General features: G+C 68.9%; 22 protein-coding genes. All 22 read left to right on the top strand.

Annotation, left to right across the window (positions count from 1 at the left end):
* Window positions 1-18: 18 nt before the first annotated feature.
* The 22 genes from fabD (at window position 19) to nuoG (ending at window position 19,615) form a co-directional block, all read left to right on the top strand.
* Window positions 19-969: an ACP S-malonyltransferase gene (gene fabD, locus AB7878_RS01345; RefSeq protein ID WP_369492629.1), complete on the top strand. Its 951-nt coding sequence runs from the start codon at window positions 19-21 to the stop codon at window positions 967-969.
* 87 nt (window positions 970-1,056) lie between these two features.
* Window positions 1,057-1,395, top strand: coding sequence for an ArsR/SmtB family transcription factor (locus AB7878_RS01340; protein ID WP_369492628.1), 339 nt, complete (start codon window positions 1,057-1,059; stop codon window positions 1,393-1,395).
* Between the two features lie 7 nt (window positions 1,396-1,402).
* On the top strand, window positions 1,403-1,822 hold the full coding sequence (locus tag AB7878_RS01335) for an SRPBCC family protein (RefSeq protein ID WP_369492627.1): 420 nt from the start codon (window positions 1,403-1,405) through the stop codon (window positions 1,820-1,822).
* A gap of 184 nt (window positions 1,823-2,006) precedes the next feature.
* Entirely contained in the window at window positions 2,007-2,582 is a 576-nt protein-coding gene (locus AB7878_RS01330; protein WP_369492626.1) for a dihydrofolate reductase family protein, read from the top strand.
* Between the two features lie 12 nt (window positions 2,583-2,594).
* Complete coding sequence (locus tag AB7878_RS01325; RefSeq protein WP_369492625.1) at window positions 2,595-3,380, top strand: DUF899 domain-containing protein; 786 nt, start codon at window positions 2,595-2,597, stop codon at window positions 3,378-3,380.
* 98 nt (window positions 3,381-3,478) lie between these two features.
* Entirely contained in the window at window positions 3,479-4,222 is a 744-nt protein-coding gene (gene fabG / locus AB7878_RS01320; protein WP_369492624.1) for a 3-oxoacyl-ACP reductase FabG, read from the top strand.
* A 242-nt stretch (window positions 4,223-4,464) separates the two neighbouring features.
* Window positions 4,465-4,704: an acyl carrier protein gene (acpP, locus tag AB7878_RS01315; protein ID WP_077483687.1), complete on the top strand. Its 240-nt coding sequence runs from the start codon at window positions 4,465-4,467 to the stop codon at window positions 4,702-4,704.
* A 192-nt stretch (window positions 4,705-4,896) separates the two neighbouring features.
* Window positions 4,897-6,135, top strand: a complete 1,239-nt coding sequence (fabF, locus tag AB7878_RS01310) for a beta-ketoacyl-ACP synthase II (protein ID WP_369492623.1) — start codon at window positions 4,897-4,899, stop codon at window positions 6,133-6,135.
* A 1-nt stretch (window position 6,136) separates the two neighbouring features.
* Window positions 6,137-7,483 carry an aminodeoxychorismate synthase component I gene (locus tag AB7878_RS01305; protein WP_369492622.1) on the top strand — a complete coding sequence of 449 codons (1,347 nt, stop codon included), beginning with the start codon at window positions 6,137-6,139 and terminating at the stop codon, window positions 7,481-7,483.
* A complete protein-coding gene (gene pabC / locus AB7878_RS01300; RefSeq protein ID WP_369492621.1) occupies window positions 7,480-8,295 on the top strand; it encodes an aminodeoxychorismate lyase in 816 nt (271 codons plus the stop codon). Before AB7878_RS01305 ends, pabC begins: the two co-directional genes overlap by 4 nt.
* Entirely contained in the window at window positions 8,292-9,314 is a 1,023-nt protein-coding gene (mltG, locus tag AB7878_RS01295) for an endolytic transglycosylase MltG (protein ID WP_369492620.1), read from the top strand. The genes pabC and mltG overlap by 4 nt, the downstream gene beginning before the upstream one ends.
* Entirely contained in the window at window positions 9,311-9,946 is a 636-nt protein-coding gene (tmk, locus tag AB7878_RS01290) for a dTMP kinase (protein WP_369492619.1), read from the top strand. The genes mltG and tmk overlap by 4 nt, the downstream gene beginning before the upstream one ends.
* Window positions 9,943-10,878 carry a DNA polymerase III subunit delta' gene (gene holB, locus AB7878_RS01285; RefSeq protein WP_369492618.1) on the top strand — a complete coding sequence of 312 codons (936 nt, stop codon included), beginning with the start codon at window positions 9,943-9,945 and terminating at the stop codon, window positions 10,876-10,878. The genes tmk and holB overlap by 4 nt, the downstream gene beginning before the upstream one ends.
* On the top strand, window positions 10,869-11,834 hold the full coding sequence (locus AB7878_RS01280; RefSeq protein WP_369492617.1) for a PIG-L deacetylase family protein: 966 nt from the start codon (window positions 10,869-10,871) through the stop codon (window positions 11,832-11,834). Before holB ends, AB7878_RS01280 begins: the two co-directional genes overlap by 10 nt.
* A 46-nt stretch (window positions 11,835-11,880) precedes the next feature.
* Entirely contained in the window at window positions 11,881-12,234 is a 354-nt protein-coding gene (locus tag AB7878_RS01275) for a PilZ domain-containing protein (protein WP_077483679.1), read from the top strand.
* Between the two features lie 256 nt (window positions 12,235-12,490).
* Entirely contained in the window at window positions 12,491-12,847 is a 357-nt protein-coding gene (locus AB7878_RS01270; protein ID WP_369492616.1) for an NADH-quinone oxidoreductase subunit A, read from the top strand.
* Window positions 12,838-13,395: a NuoB/complex I 20 kDa subunit family protein gene (locus tag AB7878_RS01265; protein ID WP_077483677.1), complete on the top strand. Its 558-nt coding sequence runs from the start codon at window positions 12,838-12,840 to the stop codon at window positions 13,393-13,395. The genes AB7878_RS01270 and AB7878_RS01265 overlap by 10 nt, the downstream gene beginning before the upstream one ends.
* 9 nt (window positions 13,396-13,404) lie before the next feature.
* Window positions 13,405-14,136 carry an NADH-quinone oxidoreductase subunit C gene (locus AB7878_RS01260; protein ID WP_369492615.1) on the top strand — a complete coding sequence of 244 codons (732 nt, stop codon included), beginning with the start codon at window positions 13,405-13,407 and terminating at the stop codon, window positions 14,134-14,136.
* A gap of 4 nt (window positions 14,137-14,140) precedes the next feature.
* Window positions 14,141-15,397, top strand: coding sequence for an NADH-quinone oxidoreductase subunit D (locus tag AB7878_RS01255; RefSeq protein ID WP_369492614.1), 1,257 nt, complete (start codon window positions 14,141-14,143; stop codon window positions 15,395-15,397).
* Between the two features lie 21 nt (window positions 15,398-15,418).
* Window positions 15,419-15,946, top strand: a complete 528-nt coding sequence (nuoE, locus tag AB7878_RS01250; protein WP_369492613.1) for an NADH-quinone oxidoreductase subunit NuoE — start codon at window positions 15,419-15,421, stop codon at window positions 15,944-15,946.
* 7 nt (window positions 15,947-15,953) lie between these two features.
* A complete protein-coding gene (gene nuoF, locus AB7878_RS01245) occupies window positions 15,954-17,291 on the top strand; it encodes an NADH-quinone oxidoreductase subunit NuoF (protein WP_369492612.1) in 1,338 nt (445 codons plus the stop codon).
* The gene (nuoG, locus tag AB7878_RS01240) at window positions 17,288-19,615 is read left to right on the top strand and encodes an NADH-quinone oxidoreductase subunit NuoG (RefSeq protein ID WP_369492611.1); all 2,328 of its coding nucleotides are present in this window, start codon (window positions 17,288-17,290) and stop codon (window positions 19,613-19,615) included. The genes nuoF and nuoG overlap by 4 nt, the downstream gene beginning before the upstream one ends.
* The last annotated feature ends 2 nt before the right edge of the window (window positions 19,616-19,617 follow it).

The following is a 19,617-nucleotide window of genomic DNA, read 5'->3' as shown; positions in this document are numbered from 1 at the left end:
GTTGGAGAAGAGATTCGCATGAGCACCACCCATTCCAACCTTGCCTTCGTCTTCCCCGGCCAGGGCTCGCAGTCGGTCGGCATGCTGGCCGAGCTGGCCGCCGCGCACGGCGAGGTGCAGGCGACGTTCGACGAAGCCTCGCAAGGCGCAGGCGTCGACTTGTGGGCGCTCAGCCAGCAGGGGCCGGAGGACCAACTCAACCGCACGGAAAACACCCAGCCGGCGCTGCTCGCGGCCAGCGTCGCGGTGTGGCGCGTGTGGAACAAGCTCGGCGGCGCGCGGCCCGCGCAACTGGCCGGCCACAGCCTGGGCGAGTACAGCGCGCTGGTCTGCGCGGAGGCTCTGTCCCTGCGTGACGCCGCCGCGCTGGTGGCCGAGCGCGGCCGGCTGATGCAGGCGGCGGTGCCGGCCGGCGTGGGCGCGATGGCGGCGATCCTGGGCGGCGACGATGCGCAGATCGCGCAAGTCTGCGAGGAAGTCGCCCAAGGCCAGGTGGTGGCGCCGGCCAACTACAACTCGCCGGGCCAGCTGGTGATCGCGGGCAATACCGAAGCGGTGGATCGCGCGCTGGCGAAGCTCGCCGAGCTGGGCGTGAAGAAGGCGATCAAGCTCGCGGTGTCGGTACCCTCGCATTGCATGCTGATGCGCGACGCGGCGGACAGGCTGGGCGAACGCATGGCCTCGATTGCCTGGCGGCTGCCGGCGATTCCGGTGATCCAGAACGCCGAGGCGCAGCGTTACGCCTCGCTGGACGAGATCCGCGGTGCGCTGCAGCGCCAGCTTTACCTGCCGGTCCGCTGGACGGAATGCGTGCAGACGCTGGCTGCCGGCGGTGCCACGCGCATTGCCGAATGCGGCCCGGGCAAGGTGCTGGCCGGCCTCGTGAAACGCATCGACAAGGGACTGGAGGCGCGTGCGATCGGTGCGCCGGCCGAGTTCGACGCCGCGCTGGCCGACTGGCGCGGCTGAGCGCAAAACCAGGCTTCGCGAAAGGGCGCGCTTGACGCGCCCTTTCATCGGCGTATTATTCAACCAAAAGGTTGAATGAATATCGCCATGTCGAACCTCGATCTCGCCTTTGCCGCGCTCGCCGATCCCACCCGTCGCCGCATCGTGGCGCGGCTGACCCGTGGCGAGTTGCGGGTGACCGATCTCGCGCAGCCGTTCGCGATGTCGCTGAACGCGGTGTCCAAGCACGTCAAGGTGCTGGAGGGCGCGGGCCTGGTCCGCCGCCGTCGCGAGGGCCGCGAACACTACCTGCGCCTGCGCGCCGCGCCGCTGCGCGAAGTCGCCAAATGGACCTCGCAGTACGAACGCTTCTGGAACCAGCGCCTCGATGCGCTGGGCACGTTCCTCGACCAACAGCAGGAGAACGACGATGAAGGGTCGCAATGAAAGCGCAATGGGTTCGTTTCGCCTGGAGATCCCGCGCAGCTACGACGCCTCGCCCGAGCGGGTGTTCCGCGCCTGGACCGATCCGGCCAGCATGAAGGCCTGGCTGGCGGAAGGCGGCGACGTGGTGGCCGATCCCCGTCCGGACGGCCTGTTCTATCTCGGCATGCAGCATTCGAGCGGGATCCGCCCGCACTACGGCCGCTACCTGCGCGTGGAGAGTCCACATCTGCTCGAATTCACCTGGGTGAGCGAGCACACGCTCGGCAAGGAATCGGTGGTCACGCTGGAGTTCACGCCGCGCGGCAGGCAGACCGAACTGCGCCTGACCCACGAAGGCCTGCCTGACGAGCGGATGGCGATGGCGCACACCGAGGGCTGGACGTTCTTCCTCGACACGCTGGTCGCGCGCTTGGGCGGAGAGGGCTGAGCCATGTGCCCGATCTGCCTCGGTGTCGCGGCGTGGGCGACGGTCGCGGGAAGCGGCTCGGCCGGAGGCCTGGCCACGATCCTCGTCGCGAGGCGCCGCATCAAGCGGGATACGCGGGCCGGCAGGATGCCCGGGAACGCCGTGTCCAACTCCATTCAATCCGTGCAGAACGCAGGAGGGTGTCATGCGCAAGCTGATCGCCGGCATGAAGATTTCCGCTGACGGCAAGATGGAAGGGCCGGAAGGTTACGCCGACTGGGTGGATGCCTGGTCGGAGGATTACGGACTGACCGCGCAGATCGACGCCTGCGTGCTCGGCAGCGGCATGTATCCCGGTTACGAGCAGTACTGGACCGCGATACAGAACGCGCCGGACGCAGCACTGCCGATGACCGGCAAGTTGCCGACGCCGGCCGAGGTCGCATGGGGCCGCTTCGCCGCGCGGACGCCGCACTACGTGCTGTCGCGAAGTATGAGCGTGGCCAACTGGCCGCTGACGCGGTTCCTGCGTGACGTGGCCGAACTCGCGGATCTGAAGCAGCAATCCGGCAAGGACATCTATCTCATGGGCGGTGCCCGAATCACGGCCAGCCTGATCGAGGCTGGTCTTGTCGACGAACTGCGCTTGATCGTCTACCCGTTGATTGCGGGGGAGGGCAAGGCGCTGTTCGCGTCCGTGCGGCAACGCCGCGGGCTGGAACTGCGCAAGACCGAGACGCTGCACGGCGGCCGGCTTGGCCTGACCTACGCGATGGCTTGAGGAGAACCGATCATGACCAGTCACACCATCGGAACCCGCGCGGAGTGGCTTGCCGCACGGCTTGAATTGCTGGAAGCGGAAAAGGCGCTGACCCGGCGCGGCGACGAGCTGGCGCGCCAGCGGCAGGCGCTGCCGTGGGTGCGCGTGGACAAGGACTATCGCTTCGATACCGACGCGGGCAGCGCCACCTTGGCGGATCTCTTCAAGGGCCGCTCGCAGCTGCTGGTCTACCACTTCATGTTCGGTCCCGACTACACCGCAGGCTGCCCGTCCTGCTCGGCGATCGCCGACGGCTTCAACGGCTTTGTCGCACATTTGGAAAACCACGATGTGGCTTTCACGGCGGTGTCGCGCGCGCCGCTGGCGAAGCTGCAGGCGTACCGGCGGCGCATGGGCTGGACGTTTCCCTGGGCGTCCGCAAGCGGCAGCGATTTCAACTACGACTTCAACGTCTCGATCACGGCGGCGCAGCAAGGCGCCGGCGGCGTGGAATACAACTACCGGCGTGGCGGCCATCCCATCGACGCGGAGCAGCTTCCACCGATCGTCCACCAGTTCGCGGCCACCTGCGGCACGGAAGCAGCCATCTACGTGCGCGACCGCCCCGGCATGAGCGCGTTCGTGCTGGAAGACGGCGTGGTCTACCACAGCTATTCCACCTACGCGCGCGGGCTGGACGGCCTGTGGGGCATGTACCAGTGGCTGGATCGCGCGCCGCAGGGACGCAACGAGGCGGCGGGCGCCTGGTGGCGGCGCCACGACGAGTACGCCGGCGCCGAGCCCGCCTGTTGCCGCTAGCTGCGGGTGCACCGGAGTCGGACGGCGCGTTCCTGGCGTGCAGCGCAGTCCCGTTTCCGTGTAAGGTTCGCGGCTTTGACACCTCACGGAACACGGCGATGGACAAGACATTGACGGGCGAGATCGCGCTGGTGACCGGCGCCAGCCGCGGCATCGGCGCGGCGATCGCGGACGAACTGGCAGCGATGGGCGCCACCGTGATCGGCACCGCCACCAGCGAGAGCGGTGCCGCCGCGATAGCCTCGCGGCTGGCCGCGCACGGTGGCCACGGCCGCATGCTCAACGTCACCGACTCCGCCGCGGTGGAGGCTTTGATCGACGGCATCGCCAAGGAGTTCGGCGCGGTATCGATCCTGGTCAACAATGCGGGCATCACCCGCGACCAGTTGCTGATGCGCATGCCCGAGGCGGACTGGCAGGCCATCCTCGACACCAACCTCAGCTCGGTGTTCCGCACCTCGAAGGCGGTGATGCGCGGCATGATGAAGGCGCGCAAGGGCCGCATCATCTCGATCGCCTCGGTGATCGGCCTCACCGGCAATCCCGGCCAGTCCAACTACGCGGCGGCCAAGGCCGGCATCATCGCGTTCTCCAAGTCGCTGGCCCGCGAGATCGGTTCGCGCGGGATCACCGTGAACGTGGTGGCGCCGGGCTTCATCGACACCGACATGACGCGCGCGCTGCCCGAGTCGGCAAAGGAGGGCCTGCTGGGCCAGATCGCGCTGGGTCGCCTCGGCGAGGCCAGCGACATCGCCAAGGCGGTAGGCTTCCTCGCTTCGCCGGCGGCGAGCTACATCACCGGCGAGACGCTGCACGTCAACGGCGGCATGTACATGGCCTGAGGCGGCGCAGCCGCCTGTGCGACAGTTTCAAACGCCGCCACTCCATACGGCAACGCATGCCAAGACTGTCGCGCATGTTCGCTTTTTCGGCGACAATTGCGTTTTCGCGTCGGCCGCAGGGCCGGTATCGCAACACTTGCGGTGGATGTGCTGGCAGCCTGACGGCTTGGCCACTACAATCCGCCGGTCTTGCCGGCCGCGGGCCGGCGTACAACACAATTCCCCGTGGGAGGTTTGGCAACATGAGCACCATCGAAGAGCGCGTCAAGAAGATCGTCGTCGAGCAGTTGGGCGTGAAAGAGGATGAAGTCACGGCGAATGCCTCGTTCGTGGACGACCTGGGCGCCGACTCGCTCGACACCGTCGAGTTGGTGATGGCCCTCGAGGAAGAGTTCGAGACCGAGATCCCGGACGAGGATGCCGAGAAGATCACCACCGTGCAGCAGGCCGTTGACTACATCAAGGCCCACACCAAGGAGTGATCGCGCGGTGGCAGGACGGCGCGCTGCGCTGCTGCCCCCGTAGCGGTACCGGAAGCTGCGCCGACAAGGCGCAGTTTTCGTTTCTGCAATCTGCAACGTCCGATCCCGTATGGTGTGCGGCGATGGCGGGCATCCCCGAATGACGAGCAGCGCCATGCATCGGCGCTCCCCGGAACACGAAGGAACAAGAGCATGAGCAAGCGACGCGTGGTAGTGACCGGCATGGGCATCATCTCGCCGGTCGGCAACGACCTGGTCACCGCCTGGGACAACATCCTCAAGGGCGTCAGCGGCATCGGCGGAGTCACCCATTTCGACGCCAGCAACTACGCCACGCGCATTGCCGGCCAGGTGAAGGGTTTCAACTCCGCGGACTGGGTGTCGCCGAAAGACGTCAAGAAGATGGATCACTTCATCCAGTACGGCATCGCCGCGGGCACCCAGGCGCTCAAGGATGCCGGCCTGGAAATCACCGAGGCCAACGCGCCGCGCATCGGCGTGGCGGTGGGCGCCGGCATCGGCGGACTCAACACCATCGAGGACACCTCGATCGAACTGCACGAAAAGGGCCCGCGTCGCGTGTCGCCGTTCTTCGTGCCCAGCTCGATCATCAACATGGTGTCGGGCTATCTGTCGATCATGTTCGGCCTGAAAGGCCCGAACATCGCCTGCGTCACCGCCTGCGCCACGGCCACGCACAACATCGGTCTGGCCGCGCGGATGATCCAGTACGGCGATGCCGACGTGATGGTCGCCGGCGGTTCGGAATTCGCCACCACCGGCACCGCGATGGCGGGCTTCTGTTCGGCCAAGGCGATGTCCACCCGCAACGACGAGCCGACCAGGGCCAGCCGCCCGTGGGACAAGGACCGCGACGGCTTCGTGCTGTCCGACGGCGCCGGCGTGCTGGTGCTGGAGGAATACGAGCATGCGAAGGCGCGCGGTGCGCGCATCTATGCCGAACTGGCCGGCTACGGCATGAGCGGCGACGCCTACCACATCACCGCGCCCAGCGAGGGTGGCGAAGGGGCGGCCCGCTGCATGGAGAGCGCGCTGAAGGACGGCGGCATCAATCCGTCCGAAGTGCAGTATGTCAATGCGCACGGCACCTCGACGCCGCTGGGCGACCTGGGCGAAGTGCTGGCCGCCAAGCGCGTGTTCGGCGACCACGCCTACAAGCTGGCGATGAGCTCCACCAAGTCGATCACCGGCCATCTGCTTGGCGCGGCCGGTGGCGTGGAGGCGATCTTCAGCATCCTCGCGATGCGCGATGGCGTGCTGCCGCCCACGATCAACCTGGACGAGCCGGGCGAGGGCTGCGACCTCGACTTCGTGCCGAACGCGGCGCGCGAGGCGAAGGTCGACGTGGTGATCTCCAACTCCTTCGGCTTCGGCGGCACCAACGGCACGCTGGCTTTCCGTCGCGTCTGACGTGACGCATCGTCGAATCCTGCACGGCCGGCGCGATCTGCTCGCGCCGGCCGCTGCATTTCCGCAGCGCTATCCCTGCCTGCTGGAAAGCGTGCTGCACGGCACGGCGCAGGCGCGCTACGACATCCTGTTCGCGTTTCCGCGGGACAGCCTGACGCTGGCGGCGGATGGCGGCGTGCGCAACGCCGCTGGCGAGCTGGTCGGCACGCGTTTCCTCGATGCGCTGGACGCCGCCTGGCAGGCCGAGCGCCAGCCGCGCGGGGACGACGGCCTGCCGTTCCACGGCGGTTGGGCGCTGCTGCTGGGCTACGAGCTCGCGGGCGAGATCGAGCCCAAGTTGCAGCTGCGTACCGACGACCACTTGCCGGTGGCGCTGGCCCTGCGTTGTCCCGCGGCAGTGGTCGTCGACCACGCGCGCGACTGCACCGTGCTGGTGGCCGAAGCGGGCAACGAGCACCTGCTCGATGCGCTGGCGGCAGACCTGGACGCGGTGGCGGCGATTCCCGCGCTCTCGTCGCCCGCACACTTGGTCGAAGACGAGCCGCAACACTTCCTCGACGGCGTGGCACGCATCCACGAACACCTGCACGCGGGCGACATCTTCCAGGTGAACCTGTCGCGCGCATGGCGCGCGCAGTACGCCGAACCGCCGATGCCGGCGGCGCTGCATGCCGCCCTGCGCCGCGCGAATCCCGCGCCGTTCGCCGGGCTGCTGCAGCAGCCCGGCTGGGCGATTGCCAGTTCCTCGCCGGAGCGGCTGGTGGAGGTGCGCGATGGCGTGGCGCAGACGCGGCCGATCGCCGGCACCCGCCCGCGCACGGCGGGCGATGACGACGTGGCGCGCATCCGCGAACTGGCCGCGCATCCCAAGGAGCGCGCCGAGCACGTGATGCTGATCGACCTCGAACGCAACGACCTGGGCCGCGTCTGCGCGCCCGGCACGGTCGAGGTGGACGAGCTGATGACGGTGGAAAGCTATGCCCACGTGCACCACATCGTCTCCAACGTGCGCGGCCGCCTGCGCACGGGCGTGACGCCGGGGCAGGTGATTGCCGCGGTGTTCCCGGGTGGCACCATCACCGGCTGCCCCAAGGTGCGCTGCATGGAGATCATCGCCGCGCTGGAGGACGCGCCGCGCGGCGCCTACACCGGTGCGCTGGGTTACCTCGACCGCAACGGCGACCTCGACCTCAACATCCTGATCCGCACGCTGGCGCTGGTCGGCGACACGGTGAGCCTGCGTGCGGGCGCCGGCATCGTGGCCGATTCGGTGGCCGAGAAGGAACTGGACGAAACGCGGGCGAAGGCGCGCGGCCTGCTGCGTGCGCTGGGAGCGGCGGACGCATGATCCTGGTCGACGGCCAACCGCAGGACACCGTCCCCGCGACCGATCGCGGCCTGCTGTACGGCGATGGCTTGTTCGAGACGATTCGCTTCACGGGCAAGTCGGCGCCGCTGTGGTCGCGCCACATGCAGCGGCTGGCGCTGGGTTGCGAACGCCTGCGCCTGCCTGCACCGGATCCCGCGCTGCTGTGGCAGGAAACGGCGACGGTGACGCGGGGCATGGCGGAGGCGGTCGTGCGCATCACGCTCACCCGCGGCACGGGTGCGCGCGGCTATGCGATGCCCGCGGACCCGTGCGTTACCCGCATCGTCGCGGCCTTTGCGATGCCGGCGCTGGAGGCGGCGCCATACCGCGACGGCCTGCGCCTGCATCTGTGCGAAACGCGTCTCGCCGAGCAGCCGCTGCTGGCCGGTCTCAAGCATCTCAACCGGCTGGAGCAGGTGCTGGCGCGCGCCGAGTGGAACGATCCGGCGATGGCCGAAGGCCTGTTGTGCGACATGCACGGCCACGCGATCTCGGCTACCGCGGCGAACCTGTTCGCCGTGGTCGACGGCGTACCGGTGACGCCTGCGCTGGAGCGATGCGGTGTGGCCGGCGTGCTGCGCGCCGAATTGCTGGAGGCGCTGCCGCGGGTCGAGGTGCGCGACCTGCCGCTGGCCGAATGCCTGCGCGCGTCCGAGCTCTTCCTAAGCTCCAGCGTTCGCGGCATCCTGCCGGTTCAGGCCGTGGCGGATAAGGTGTTCGCCCCCGGCCCGGTGGCCCGTGCGATGCAGGCGCATTGGCGCGAACTCGGTTTCCCGATGGAGCAGGCATGACCCGCAAGACCTGGCGCAACACGATTCTGGTGCTGCTGCTGGCGCTGATTGGCGCCGCGGCCTGGGGCTGGCGCGACTTCAGCCGCTTCGGCAACGCGCCGCTGCATGTCGCCGCGCAGGGCGAAAGCATCGACATCGCCCGCGGCAGCAGCTTCAAGGAGATCGTGCGCCAGCTGCGCGACCAGGGCCTGAGCAGCGCCTCGCCGCTGTACTGGCGCCTGCTGGCCGTGCAGATGCGGGTGGCCGGCAAGCTGCACGCGGGCGAGTACGCCACGCCCGTCGGCCTCACCCCGCGGCAGCTGCTGGCCAACATGGCGGCGGGCAGGGTGATGCAGCGCAATTTCACCATCGTCGACGGCTGGACCTTCCACGAAGTGCTCGTGGCGCTGGGCAAGGCGGAAAAGCTGCAGCACGCGACCGCCGGCCTGGACGATGCCGCGATCATGCAGAAGATCGGCGCGCCGGGCGAACAGCCGGAAGGCCGCTTCCTGCCCGAGACCTACGCCTACGTGAAGGGCGACAGCGACCTCGACATCCTGAAGCGCGCGCACGCGGCGATGGCGAAGACGCTGGACGCACTGTGGCCGGGCCGCGACAAGGATCTGCCGCTGGCCACGCCCTACGACGCGCTGATCCTCGCCTCCATCGTGGAGAAGGAAACCGGCCGCGCCGACGAGCGCGCGAAGATCGCCGGCGTGTTCGTGCGTCGTCTTGAAGACCACATGCTGCTGCAGACCGACCCTACCGTGATCTACGGCATGGGCGACAGCTACCAGGGCAAGATCCACAAGGTCGACCTCACCACCGACACGCCGTACAACACCTATACCCGGCCCGGCCTGCCGCCCACGCCGATCGCGCTGCCGGGCAAGCCGGCGATCATGGCGGCGCTGCACCCCGCAGCCGGCACCGCGCTGTATTTCGTGGCGCGCGGCGATGGCAGCCACGCGTTCGCCGACACGCTCGCCGAGCAGAACCGCAACGTGGCCTGCTACCAGCTCAAGCGGTGCAGCCAGTGAGCAGGCGCGGTCGTTTCATCACGCTGGAAGGCGGCGAGGGTGCGGGCAAGAGCACCTTGCTGGCGGGCCTGCGCGGACACCTGGAAAGCCGCGGCGTGGACCTGCTGCTGACTCGCGAACCGGGCGGCACCGCGCTGGGCGAGGCAGTGCGCGCGATCGTGCTGGATCCGGCGAGGCATGACCTGTGCGCCGAGAGCGAGCTGCTGCTGATGTTCGCCTCGCGCGCGCAACTGGTGCGCGAAACCATCGAACCGGCGCTGGCGGCCGGGCGCTGGGTGCTGTGCGACCGCTACGTGGACGCCAGCTATGCCTACCAGGGCGGCGGCCGCGGCCAGCCGGCCGCACGCATTGCCGCGATCGAACAATGGGCCTGCGCAGGACTCGTGTCCGACCTCACCTTGCTGCTCGACCTGCCGGTGAGCACCGGACGGGCGCGCGCCGCGGGCCGTGGCGCGGCGGATCGCATCGAAGTCGAGGCGGACGGTTTCTTCGAGCGTGTGCGCGCCGCGTATCGCGCGCGCGCCGCGGCCGAGCCGCAGCGCTTCCGGGTGATCGACGCCAGCCAGCCGGCCGAGGCGGTGCTGCGCGACGCGGTGGCCGCCACGGCTCACCTGTTTGGAGCGGACGCATGAGCGCGATGCCCTGGCACGCAGCGGATTGGTCACGGCTGCAGGCGCGCCGGCAGCGCGATGCCTTGCCGCACGCGCTGCTGCTGTGCGGACCGGCCGGCCTGGGCAAGCGCGGGTTCGCGCAGCGCTTCGTGCGCGGCCTGCTGTGTGCGCGCGCGCAGGACGGCGAGGCCTGCGGCCAGTGCCGCAGCTGCCTGCTGCTGGACGCGGGCACGCATCCCGACGTGGTCACGCTCACGTTCGGCCTGCGCAGGGACGGCACGCCGCGCACCGAGATCGTGATCGAGCAGATCCGCGAGCTGTCCGCGCGGCTGGCGATGAGCAGCCAGTTCGGCGGCTGGCAGGTCGCGTTGATCGATCCGGCCGACGCGATGAACGCGGCGGCGGCGAACGCGCTGCTGAAGACGCTGGAGGAGCCGTCCGGACAGACCTTGCTGGTCCTGCTGGCCGATGCGCCGTGGCGTTTGCCGCAGACGATACGCAGCCGCTGCCAGCGCATCGAGTTCAACGTGCCGCCGCCTGCGGAAGCACAGGCGTGGCTGCAGGGGCAGGGCGTGGCACAGGCGCAGGTGGCGCTGGACGCGGCGCTGGGCAATCCCGGCCTGGCGTTGGCCTGGGCGCAGCAGGGCGCGCTGGAACGCCGCGCCGAGGTGCGGCGCGATCTCGCCGCGCTGGCGGCCGGTCGCGGGCAGGTTACGGACATGGCAAAGCGCTGGCTGGACGACGAGGCCGCGCAGCGCCTGTGGTTCGCCGCCCAGGCGGCCGCCGACGAACGCCGTGCCCAGTCGACGCAGGCCGCGCCGCCGCTCGCCAGCGCGATGGACGGCGAGGCATTGGCGCACTGGTACGACGCCGCCAACCGCACCCGCGACGCCTTGCGCGGCCCCTTGCGCGGCGACCTGCTGTTGCTGGAACTGCTGGCGCAATGGCGCTGAGCGCGGCGGTGGAACCTCGCATCACGGCGCAGACCCGCCTGCTGGTGGTGGCGCCGCATCCGGACGACGAGACCATCGCCAACGGCCTGCTGATCCAGAGCGTGCGCGCGGTCGGCGGCACGGTGCGCGTGCTGCTGCTTACCGACGGCGACAACAATCCCTGGCCGCAGCGTTGGCTGGAACGGCGCTGGTCCATCGGTGCCGGCGAGCGCGAGCGCTGGGGCCACCGCCGCCGTGCGGAACTCGCGGAGGCACTGCACCGGCTGGATGTGCCGACCACGGCGCTGCAATCGCTGGGTTGGCCGGACATGGGTGTGCTCGACCGCCTGCTGCAGCCGGACCAGTCGGCGCTGGCCGAACTGGCGGCGGCGCTGGACGATTTCGCTCCCGACCTGGTCGCCGTGCCGGCGCTGGGCGACCGCCATCCCGATCATGGCGCGGCCCACGTGCTGCTGCGCATGGTGCTGGCCAGATTGGGCGGTACGCCGCGGCTGCTCGGCTACCTGGTCCACGGCCACGACGACGGCACGCCGATGCCCGAATCGCCGGTCACGCCGGCGCAGCAGGCCGCCAAGCAGCATGCGCTGGCGGCCTACGCCAGCCAGCTGGCCTTGAGCGGCGGCCGCCTGCGCCGGCTGGCCGAACGCCCCGAGCGCCATGCGCAGCCGGTGGCGTCAGGGGCGGCCCGCGTGTTGCCGTGGCGGCCATCGCCGCTGCTGTGGCCGCGCCTGCGGCTGACCGCGGCCAGCACCTCCGGTCTGGCGCAGCAGTGGCCCTCGGCATGCCGCGCCGCTGCGGCGCGACGGGCAGGGCGGCTGGCGGCTGGACTGGCCGGCGGCGCGGGCGGAGGACGCCTGCTTCGTGCGGCTGTCGCTGGCCTTGCCCTCGCCGTGGATCTTCGACCATTGGGGCTGGCGCGAAGTGTGAGGCTTTGCGCGGCACGTCGTGGTGGTTAGCATGGAGACTGCCGCATCGGCAGCCGAGCGCGGTCCAGGAGCCCACATGAATCCCGTCGCCGCCCGCCAGGGCATCATCTCGCTGAAGATCAAGGATGCCGCCACGTTGTACAACGCCTACATGCCGTTCCTGCGCAACGGCGGCCTGTTCGCGCCCACCGCCCAACCCTATGCGCTGGGCGACGAGGTGGTGTTGCTGGTGAGCCTGGCCGACGAAAGCGAGCGCCTGTCGGTGGTGGGCAAGGTGGCGTGGATCTGCCCGCCCGGTGCGCAAGGCAACCGCACCGCGGGCATCGGCATCCACTTCAACGACTCGCCGGACGCCGAGGTGGCGCGCCAGCGCATCGAGAACATGCTCGCCGGCGTGCTCAATTCCGAGCGGCCCACCCACACGATGTGAGCCATCCCTGCGCAGCCTTGCGCGATGCGGGCGTTTTCATGGTTCGTTGACGCTCGTCAAGCTGTTGTGGCGCCTGCATGCACTGATACAATGCCCCGCTTCACGAACTCGTGTCGTGGAGAGTCGGGCGCCCGTGGCTGTCAGCAGACGCGAGCGCGACCGCAAGGTCCGTGGCCTTCATTGCCTGCCGAAACGAATTGCCGGACCGTCACCCCACGGTCACTGATGCGCCGATGGCGCGGAGGTAGGTTGCATCGTGATTGCCGAATACTGGCCCGTATTGCTGTTCATCGCCGTGGCCGCCGGCCTCGGCCTCGTCCTGCTGGCGATCGGCATGCTTGCCGGTCCGCGTCGCCCCGAGGCGGAAAAACTTGCGCCCTACGAGTGCGGCTTCGAGGCGTTCGAGGATGCGCGTGCGCGCTTCGACGTGCGCTACTACCTGCTCGCGATCCTGTTCATCATCTTCGATCTGGAAATTGCCTTCCTGTTTCCGTGGGCGGTGGTGTTCAAGCAGATCGGCCTCGTGGCGCTGATCGAGATGGCGCTGTTCCTGCTGCTGCTGGTGGTCGGTTTCGCCTACGTCTGGAAGAAGGGAGCACTGGAATGGGAGTGATCTCCTCCATCGACAAGGTGATGCACAACCCGCAGCCGCTGGACGTGGTGGACGACATCCTGCGTCCGGCCGGCGACAACCCGGTGGTGCAGCGCGGCTTCGCCACCACCAGCGTCGACGCGCTGATGAACTGGGCGCGCACCGGCTCGATGTGGCCGATGACGTTCGGCCTGGCCTGCTGCGCGGTCGAGATGATGCACGCCGGCGCGGCGCGCCTCGACCTCGACCGCTACGGCGTGATCTTCCGTCCGTCGCCGCGCCAGAGCGACGTGATGATCGTGGCCGGCACCCTGGTCAACAAGATGGCCCCCGCACTGCGCAAGGTCTACGACCAGATGCCCGAGCCGAAGTGGGTGATCTCGATGGGCAGCTGCGCGAACGGTGGCGGCTATTACCACTACTCCTATTCCGTGGTGCGCGGCTGCGACCGCATCGTGCCGGTGGACATCTACGTGCCGGGCTGCCCGCCCACGGCCGAAGCGCTGATCCACGGCATCCTGCAGTTGCAGAAGAAGATCCGCCGCACCAGCACGATCGCGCGTTCCTGAGGCGTGCCCATGACTGACATGCAAAAGATCTCGCTGGCCGAGCGCCTGGCCGCGCGGTTCGGCGACACGCTGAAGATCAGCGTGGTGCGCAACGAAACCAGCGCCGAACTGGCGGCCGCCGACCTGCTCGCCGTGGCCACCGCGCTGCGCGACGAGCCGGGCTTCCGCTTCAGCGAGCTGGTCGACCTGTGCGGCATCGACTACCTCGGCTACGGCCAGGTCGAGTGGGACACCGAGACCGTCAGCGGCTCCGGTTTCTCGCGCGGCGTGGAAGGCGAGGCGATGGGCCGCTTCGACTGGGCCGATCGCCCGCGCGGCGTGGACCAGCCGCGCCGCTTCGCCGCGGTGATCCACCTGCTTTCGATCGAGCACAACCAGCGCCTGCGCCTGCGCGTGTTCTGCGAGGACGACAGCCTGCCGATCGTGCCGTCCGTCACCGGCATCTGGCCGGGCGTGAACTGGTTCGAGCGCGAGGCGTTCGATCTCTACGGCATCCTCTTCGACGGCCATCCGGACCTGCGCCGCATCCTCACCGACTACGGCTTCGTGGGGCATCCGTTCCGCAAGGACTTCCCGCTGATCGGCAACGTGGAAGTGCGCTACGACCCCGAACAGAAGCGCGTGGTGTACGAACCCGTGACGTCGGTGGTGCCGCGCGTGCTGGTGCCGCGCGTGATCCGCGACGACGCCGACCTCATGCAGGCCAAGGCCGAAGCCGCCGACGATTGGCGCAGGAATTGATTCGATGGCCCAGGAAATCCGCAACTACACGATGAACTTCGGCCCGCAGCATCCCGCTGCGCACGGCGTGCTGCGCCTGGTGCTGGAGATGGACGGCGAGACCATCGTCCGTGCCGACCCGCATATCGGCCTGCTGCATCGCGGCACCGAGAAGCTGGCCGAGTCCAAGCCGTTCAACCAGTCGATCGGCTACATGGACCGCCTCGACTACGTGTCGATGATGTGCAACGAGCACGCCTACGTGAAAGCGATCGAGACCCTGCTGGGGATCGAGGCGCCGGAGCGCGCGCAGTACATCCGCACGATGTTCGACGAGATCACCCGCATCCTGAACCACCTGATGTGGATCGGCTCGAACGGGCTCGACCTCGGCGCGATGGCGGTGTTCCTGTACGCGTTCCGCGAGCGCGAGGAGCTGATGGACGTCTACGAGGCGGTGTCGGGCGCGCGCATGCACGCGACCTACTACCGTCCGGGCGGCGTCTACCGCGACCTGCCGGCGCAGATGTCGCAGTACCGCGAGTCGCCGTGGCACAAGGGCAAGGACCTGAAGCGCCTGAACAGCTGGCGCGAGGGCTCGATGCTCGACTTCCTCGACGCCTTCACCGACGACTTCCCGACCAAGGTGGACGAGTACGAGGAACTGCTCACCACCAACCGCATCTGGAAGCAGCGCACCGTGGGCATCGGCGTGATCTCGCCGGAACAGGCCCAGGCCTGGGGCATGACCGGCGCGATGCTCCGCGGTTCCGGCATCGCCTGGGACCTGCGCAAGAAGCAGCCCTACGCGAAGTACGCGGAGATGGACTTCGACATCCCGGTGGGCGTCAACGGCGACTGCTACGACCGTTACCTGGTGCGCGTCGAGGAGATGCGCCAGGCCAACCGCATCATCAAGCAGTGCGTGAAGTGGCTGCGCGCCAACCCCGGCCCGGTGATGGTGGAGAACTACAAGGTCGCCCCGCCGAAGCGCGAGGAGATGAAGGAGAGCATGGAAGCGCTCATCCACCACTTCAAGCTGTTCACCGAAGGCTACGGCGTGCCGGCCGGCGAGACCTACTGCGCGGTCGAGGCGCCGAAGGGCGAGTTCGGCTGCTACCTCGTCTCCGACGGCGCCAACAAGCCGTTCCGCGTGCATCTGCGCGCGCCGGGCTTCGCCCACCTGTCCTCGATCGATCCCATTGTGCGCGGGCACATGCTGCCCGACGTGGTGGCGATGATCGGCACCTACGACCTCGTGTTCGGCGAAGTGGACCGCTGAGCCGGCACGACGGAGAAACGCATGAAAGCCACCGGACATTACGCCCAGGTCAAGAACGTCGATCCGCTCGTCGTGCTCAGCGAGCACACGCGCCAGCACATCGACCACTGGCTGACCAAGTTCCCGCCGGACCGCAAGCGCTCGGCGCTGATCCAGGCCCTGTTCGCCGCGCAGGAACAGAACCAGGGCTTCCTCACCGACGAACTGATCACGGCGGTGGCGAAGTACCTCGACCTGCCCGCGATCTGGGCGTACGAGGTCGCCAGCTTCTACTCGATGCTGGAAACGAAGCCGGTGGGCCGCAACAACGTGGCGATCTGCACCAACATCTCGTGCTGGCTCAACGGCGCCGAGGACCTGGTGAAGCTGTGCGAGAAGAAGCTGGGCATCAAGCTCGGCGAGAGCACCCCCGACGGCCGCATCTACCTCAAGCAGGAGGAGGAATGCATCGCCGCCTGCGTGTACGCGCCGGCGATGACGGTGAACGGCCATTACCACGAGCGGCTCACCCCCGAGAAGCTCGAGCAGATTCTGGACGGCCTGGAGTAAGCGCGAGATGGCAAGCACCCACGGTCCGGTCGGACCCGCCCCCCAGGACCACCAGGTCGTCTACACCACGCTGCATTTCGACAAGCCGTGGGCGATGGCCAGCTACGAGCAGGTCGACGGCTACAAGGCCTGGCGCAAGGTCCTCGCCGAGAAGCCCGATCCCGCCGGCCTGATCGAGGAAATCAAGAAATCCAGCCTGCGCGGCCGCGGCGGCGCGGGCTTCCCCACCGGCCTGAAGTGGTCCTTCATGCCGAAGGGCACGATGCAGAAGTACATCCTGTGCAACTCGGACGAGTCCGAGCCCGGCACGGCCAAGGACCGCGACATCCTGCGCTACAACCCGCACGCGGTGGTCGAGGGCCTGGCGATCGCCTGCTACTGCACCGGCTCGACGGTGGCCTACAACTACCTGCGCGGCGAGTTCCACCACGAGCCGTTCGAGCACTTCGAGGAAGCGCTGAAGGAAGCCTACGCGGCCGGCCTGCTCGGCAAGAACGTGCAGGGCACGGGCATCGACGTGGACATCTATGGCGCACTGGGCGCCGGTGCCTACATCTGCGGCGAGGAAACCGCGCTGATGGAGTCGCTGGAAGGCAAGAAGGGCCAGCCGCGCTTCAAGCCGCCGTTCCCGGCCAATTTCGGCCTGTACGGCAAGCCCACCACGATCAACAACACCGAGACCTACGCCTCGGTGCCGGCGATCCTGCGCAACGGTGCCGACTGGTTCCTGGGCCTGGGCAAGCCGAACAACGGCGGCCCGAAGATCTTCTCGGTCTCCGGCCACGTCAACCGGCCAGGCAACTTCGAGATCCGCCTCGGCACCTCGTTCAAGGAGTTGCTGGAAATGGCCGGCGGCGTGCGCAACGGCAACCAGCTCAAGGCGGTGATCCCGGGCGGCTCCTCGATGAAGGTGCTCAACGCCGAGGAAATGCTGGCAGCCACGATGGATTACGACTGCCTGCAAAAGGCGGGTTCGGGCCTCGGCTCCGGCGCCGTGATCGTGATGGACGAGACCACCTGCATGGTCAAGGCCTGCCACCGCATCGCACGCTTCTACAAGGCCGAGTCCTGCGGCCAGTGCACGCCTTGCCGCGAAGGCACCGGTTGGATGTACCGCGTGCTCGACCGCATCGTGGAAGGCAAGGGCACGCAGGACGACCTGCATCGCCTCAAGGCCATCGCCGGCCAGATCGAGGGGCACACCATCTGCGCGTTCGGCGAAGCCGCCGCGTGGCCGGTGCAGGGCTTCCTCGCCAAGTTCTGGAACGAATTCGAATACTACGTGCAGCATGGCCGCTCGATGACCGAGGACCAGCTCGCCGCCAACCGTGGAGTCGCTGCATGAGTGCGCAGCCCACCAATAATGTCGCCCCCGACCTCGTCAACATCGAGGTCGACGGCAAGCCCGTGCAGATCCGCAAGGGCGCGATGATCATCGAGGCGGCCGACGCCATCGGCGTCGCCATCCCGCGCTTCTGCTACCACCGCAAGCTGCCGATCGCCGCGAACTGCCGCATGTGCCTGGTCGACGTGGAGATGGGCGGCCGCCCGATGCCCAAGCCGCAGCCGGCCTGCGCCACGCCGGTGGGCGAGGGCATGAAGGTCACCACACGCTCGGACAAGGCGCTGAAGTTCCAGAAGGACGTGATGGAGTTCCTTCTGATCAACCACCCGCTGGATTGCCCGATCTGCGACCAGGGCGGCGAGTGCGAGCTGCAGGACGTGGCACTGGGCTATGGCCGCAGCGTGTCGCGCTTCACCGAGCGCAAGCGCACCATCGCTGACGAGAACATCGGGCCGCTGGTCGCCACCGAGATGACCCGCTGCATCCAGTGCACGCGCTGCATCCGCTTCACCAGCGAGATCGCCGGCAGCTACGAGCTGGGCGGCATGAGCCGCGGCGAGAACCTGCAGATCGGCACGTATATCGGGAAAACCGTCGAGACCGAGCTGTCGGGCAACATCATCGACGTCTGCCCGGTGGGCGCGCTCACCAACAAGCCATTCCAGTTCCAGGCGCGCGCCTGGGAACTGATCGCCAAGCCGTCGATCGGCTACCACGACGCGCTGGGCTCCAACCTGTGGCTGCACACCCGTCGCGGCGAAGTGCTGCGCACGGTGCCGCGCGACAACGAGGCGGTCAACGAGTGCTGGCTGTCCGACCGCGACCGCTACAGCCATCAGGGCCTGTACGCGGCCGACCGCATCCAGCAGCCGGAAGTGAAGCGCAACGGCGCCTGGCAGCAGACCACCTGGGAAGACGCGCTCACTGCCGCCGCCGAATCGCTGAAAAGCGTACCGGGCAGCGAGCTGGGCGTGCTGGTGCATCCGGCCACCACGAACGAGGAAGCCGACCTGCTGCTGCGCCTCGCGCGCGGCCTGGGCAGCGCCCACGTCGACCACCGCCTGCGCCAGCTCGACTTCGCCGACCACGCCGTGGCCACGGGCTTCGGCCTGCCGGTGGCGGAGGTAGAGCAAGTCAAGGCCGCGCTGCTGGTCGGTTCCGACCTGCGCCGCGAGATGCCGCTGCTCAACCATCGCCTGCACCAGGCGACCAAGCAGGGCGCCAAGGTGTATGCGGTCAACCCGGCCGCGTTCGAGTTCAACTACAAGCTGGCCGGTGCCGCGATCGTGCCGCCGCAGGGCATGGTCGACGCGCTGCTGGCGCTGGCCCGTGCCGCGGTGGCGGAAGGCGCCGCCGCGCCGGCCGCGCTGGTCGACGCGATCAACGCCGCGGCCAGCGACGAGGGCGACCATGCCGCGATCGCCGCGCTGAAGGCGGGCAGGGCGGTGGTGATCCTGGGCGAAGCCGCGGCCACCCATCCGGAAGCCTCGTGGCTGCGCGCGATCGCGCGCTTCATCGCCAGCGCCACCGGTGCCGGCTACGACGAGCTGCCGGTGGGCGCGAACGCGCTCGGCCTGGCCCAGCTCGGCGTGGTGCCGGGCAACGGCGGGCTGGACGCGCAGGCCATGCTGGCGCAGCCGCGCAAGGGCTACGTGCTGTACGGCGTGGAGCCGCCGCACGACTTCGCCGACGGCGCGCTCGCGCTCGCCGCGCTGCGCGGCGCGCAGCAGGTGGTGGCGTTCAGCGCCTACGCCAGCCCCGCGCTACGCGAGGTGGCGAACGTGATCCTGCCGATCGCGCTGCTGCCGGAAACCGACGGCACCCTGGTCAACGTCGATGGCCTCGTGCAGGCGGTGCAGGCCGGGGCGAAGGCGCCGGGCGAGGCCCGTCAGGGCTGGAAGGTGCTGCGTGCGCTGGGTGGCCTGCTGCGGCTCGCCGGCTTCGAGTTCGACGACCTCGCCGGCCTGCGCGACGGTATCGTGGCGCGCGGCGCCGCGGCACGCGACGCGCTCGCCGCGCGCAAGCCGGCAGCCGGTCTTGTCCGCCTCGCCACCTGGCCGATCTACCGTGGCGACGCGGTGCTGCGCCGGGCCACTGCGCTCAACGCGCATCCGCTGAACCGCGCGCCGGCCGTGCGCCTCAACGCGGACGAAGCCGCGCGGCTGGGCCTGGCCGACGGCGCGCAGCTGCGCATCGCCGACACGACGCTGCCGCTGGTTGTCGACCACGCCGTGCCCGACGGTGCGGTGTGGATCGAGGCCGCGCAGGACATCACCGCCACGCTGCCGCCCTACGGCGCAGCCATCACCTTGAGCAAGGCGTAAGG

This window comes from Rhodanobacter humi (assembly GCF_041107455.1).
In the GTDB taxonomy this organism is placed as follows: domain Bacteria; phylum Pseudomonadota; class Gammaproteobacteria; order Xanthomonadales; family Rhodanobacteraceae; genus Rhodanobacter_A.
This window is presented reverse-complemented; position numbering and strand designations above follow the sequence as displayed.

Excerpts from the sequence above, each read along its gene's own strand:
- fabD (WP_369492629.1), top strand. The coding sequence starts at position 19 with ATGAGCACCACCCATTCCAACCTTGCCTTCGTCTTCCCCGGCCAGGGC.
- fabF (WP_369492623.1), top strand. The coding sequence starts at position 4,897 with ATGAGCAAGCGACGCGTGGTAGTGACCGGCATGGGCATCATCTCGCCG.
- AB7878_RS01335 (WP_369492627.1), top strand. The coding sequence starts at position 1,403 with ATGGGTTCGTTTCGCCTGGAGATCCCGCGCAGCTACGACGCCTCGCCC.
- nuoG (WP_369492611.1), top strand. The coding sequence starts at position 17,288 with ATGAGTGCGCAGCCCACCAATAATGTCGCCCCCGACCTCGTCAACATC.
- nuoE (WP_369492613.1), top strand. The coding sequence starts at position 15,419 with ATGAAAGCCACCGGACATTACGCCCAGGTCAAGAACGTCGATCCGCTC.
- AB7878_RS01255 (WP_369492614.1), top strand. The coding sequence starts at position 14,141 with ATGGCCCAGGAAATCCGCAACTACACGATGAACTTCGGCCCGCAGCAT.
- AB7878_RS01280 (WP_369492617.1), top strand. The coding sequence starts at position 10,869 with ATGGCGCTGAGCGCGGCGGTGGAACCTCGCATCACGGCGCAGACCCGC.
- AB7878_RS01275 (WP_077483679.1), top strand. The coding sequence starts at position 11,881 with ATGAATCCCGTCGCCGCCCGCCAGGGCATCATCTCGCTGAAGATCAAG.
- holB (WP_369492618.1), top strand. The coding sequence starts at position 9,943 with ATGAGCGCGATGCCCTGGCACGCAGCGGATTGGTCACGGCTGCAGGCG.
- acpP (WP_077483687.1), top strand. The coding sequence starts at position 4,465 with ATGAGCACCATCGAAGAGCGCGTCAAGAAGATCGTCGTCGAGCAGTTG.
- AB7878_RS01330 (WP_369492626.1), top strand. The coding sequence starts at position 2,007 with ATGCGCAAGCTGATCGCCGGCATGAAGATTTCCGCTGACGGCAAGATG.
- nuoF (WP_369492612.1), top strand. The coding sequence starts at position 15,954 with ATGGCAAGCACCCACGGTCCGGTCGGACCCGCCCCCCAGGACCACCAG.
- pabC (WP_369492621.1), top strand. The coding sequence starts at position 7,480 with ATGATCCTGGTCGACGGCCAACCGCAGGACACCGTCCCCGCGACCGAT.
- AB7878_RS01265 (WP_077483677.1), top strand. The coding sequence starts at position 12,838 with ATGGGAGTGATCTCCTCCATCGACAAGGTGATGCACAACCCGCAGCCG.
- AB7878_RS01340 (WP_369492628.1), top strand. The coding sequence starts at position 1,057 with ATGTCGAACCTCGATCTCGCCTTTGCCGCGCTCGCCGATCCCACCCGT.
- AB7878_RS01325 (WP_369492625.1), top strand. The coding sequence starts at position 2,595 with ATGACCAGTCACACCATCGGAACCCGCGCGGAGTGGCTTGCCGCACGG.
- fabG (WP_369492624.1), top strand. The coding sequence starts at position 3,479 with ATGGACAAGACATTGACGGGCGAGATCGCGCTGGTGACCGGCGCCAGC.
- mltG (WP_369492620.1), top strand. The coding sequence starts at position 8,292 with ATGACCCGCAAGACCTGGCGCAACACGATTCTGGTGCTGCTGCTGGCG.
- AB7878_RS01260 (WP_369492615.1), top strand. The coding sequence starts at position 13,405 with ATGACTGACATGCAAAAGATCTCGCTGGCCGAGCGCCTGGCCGCGCGG.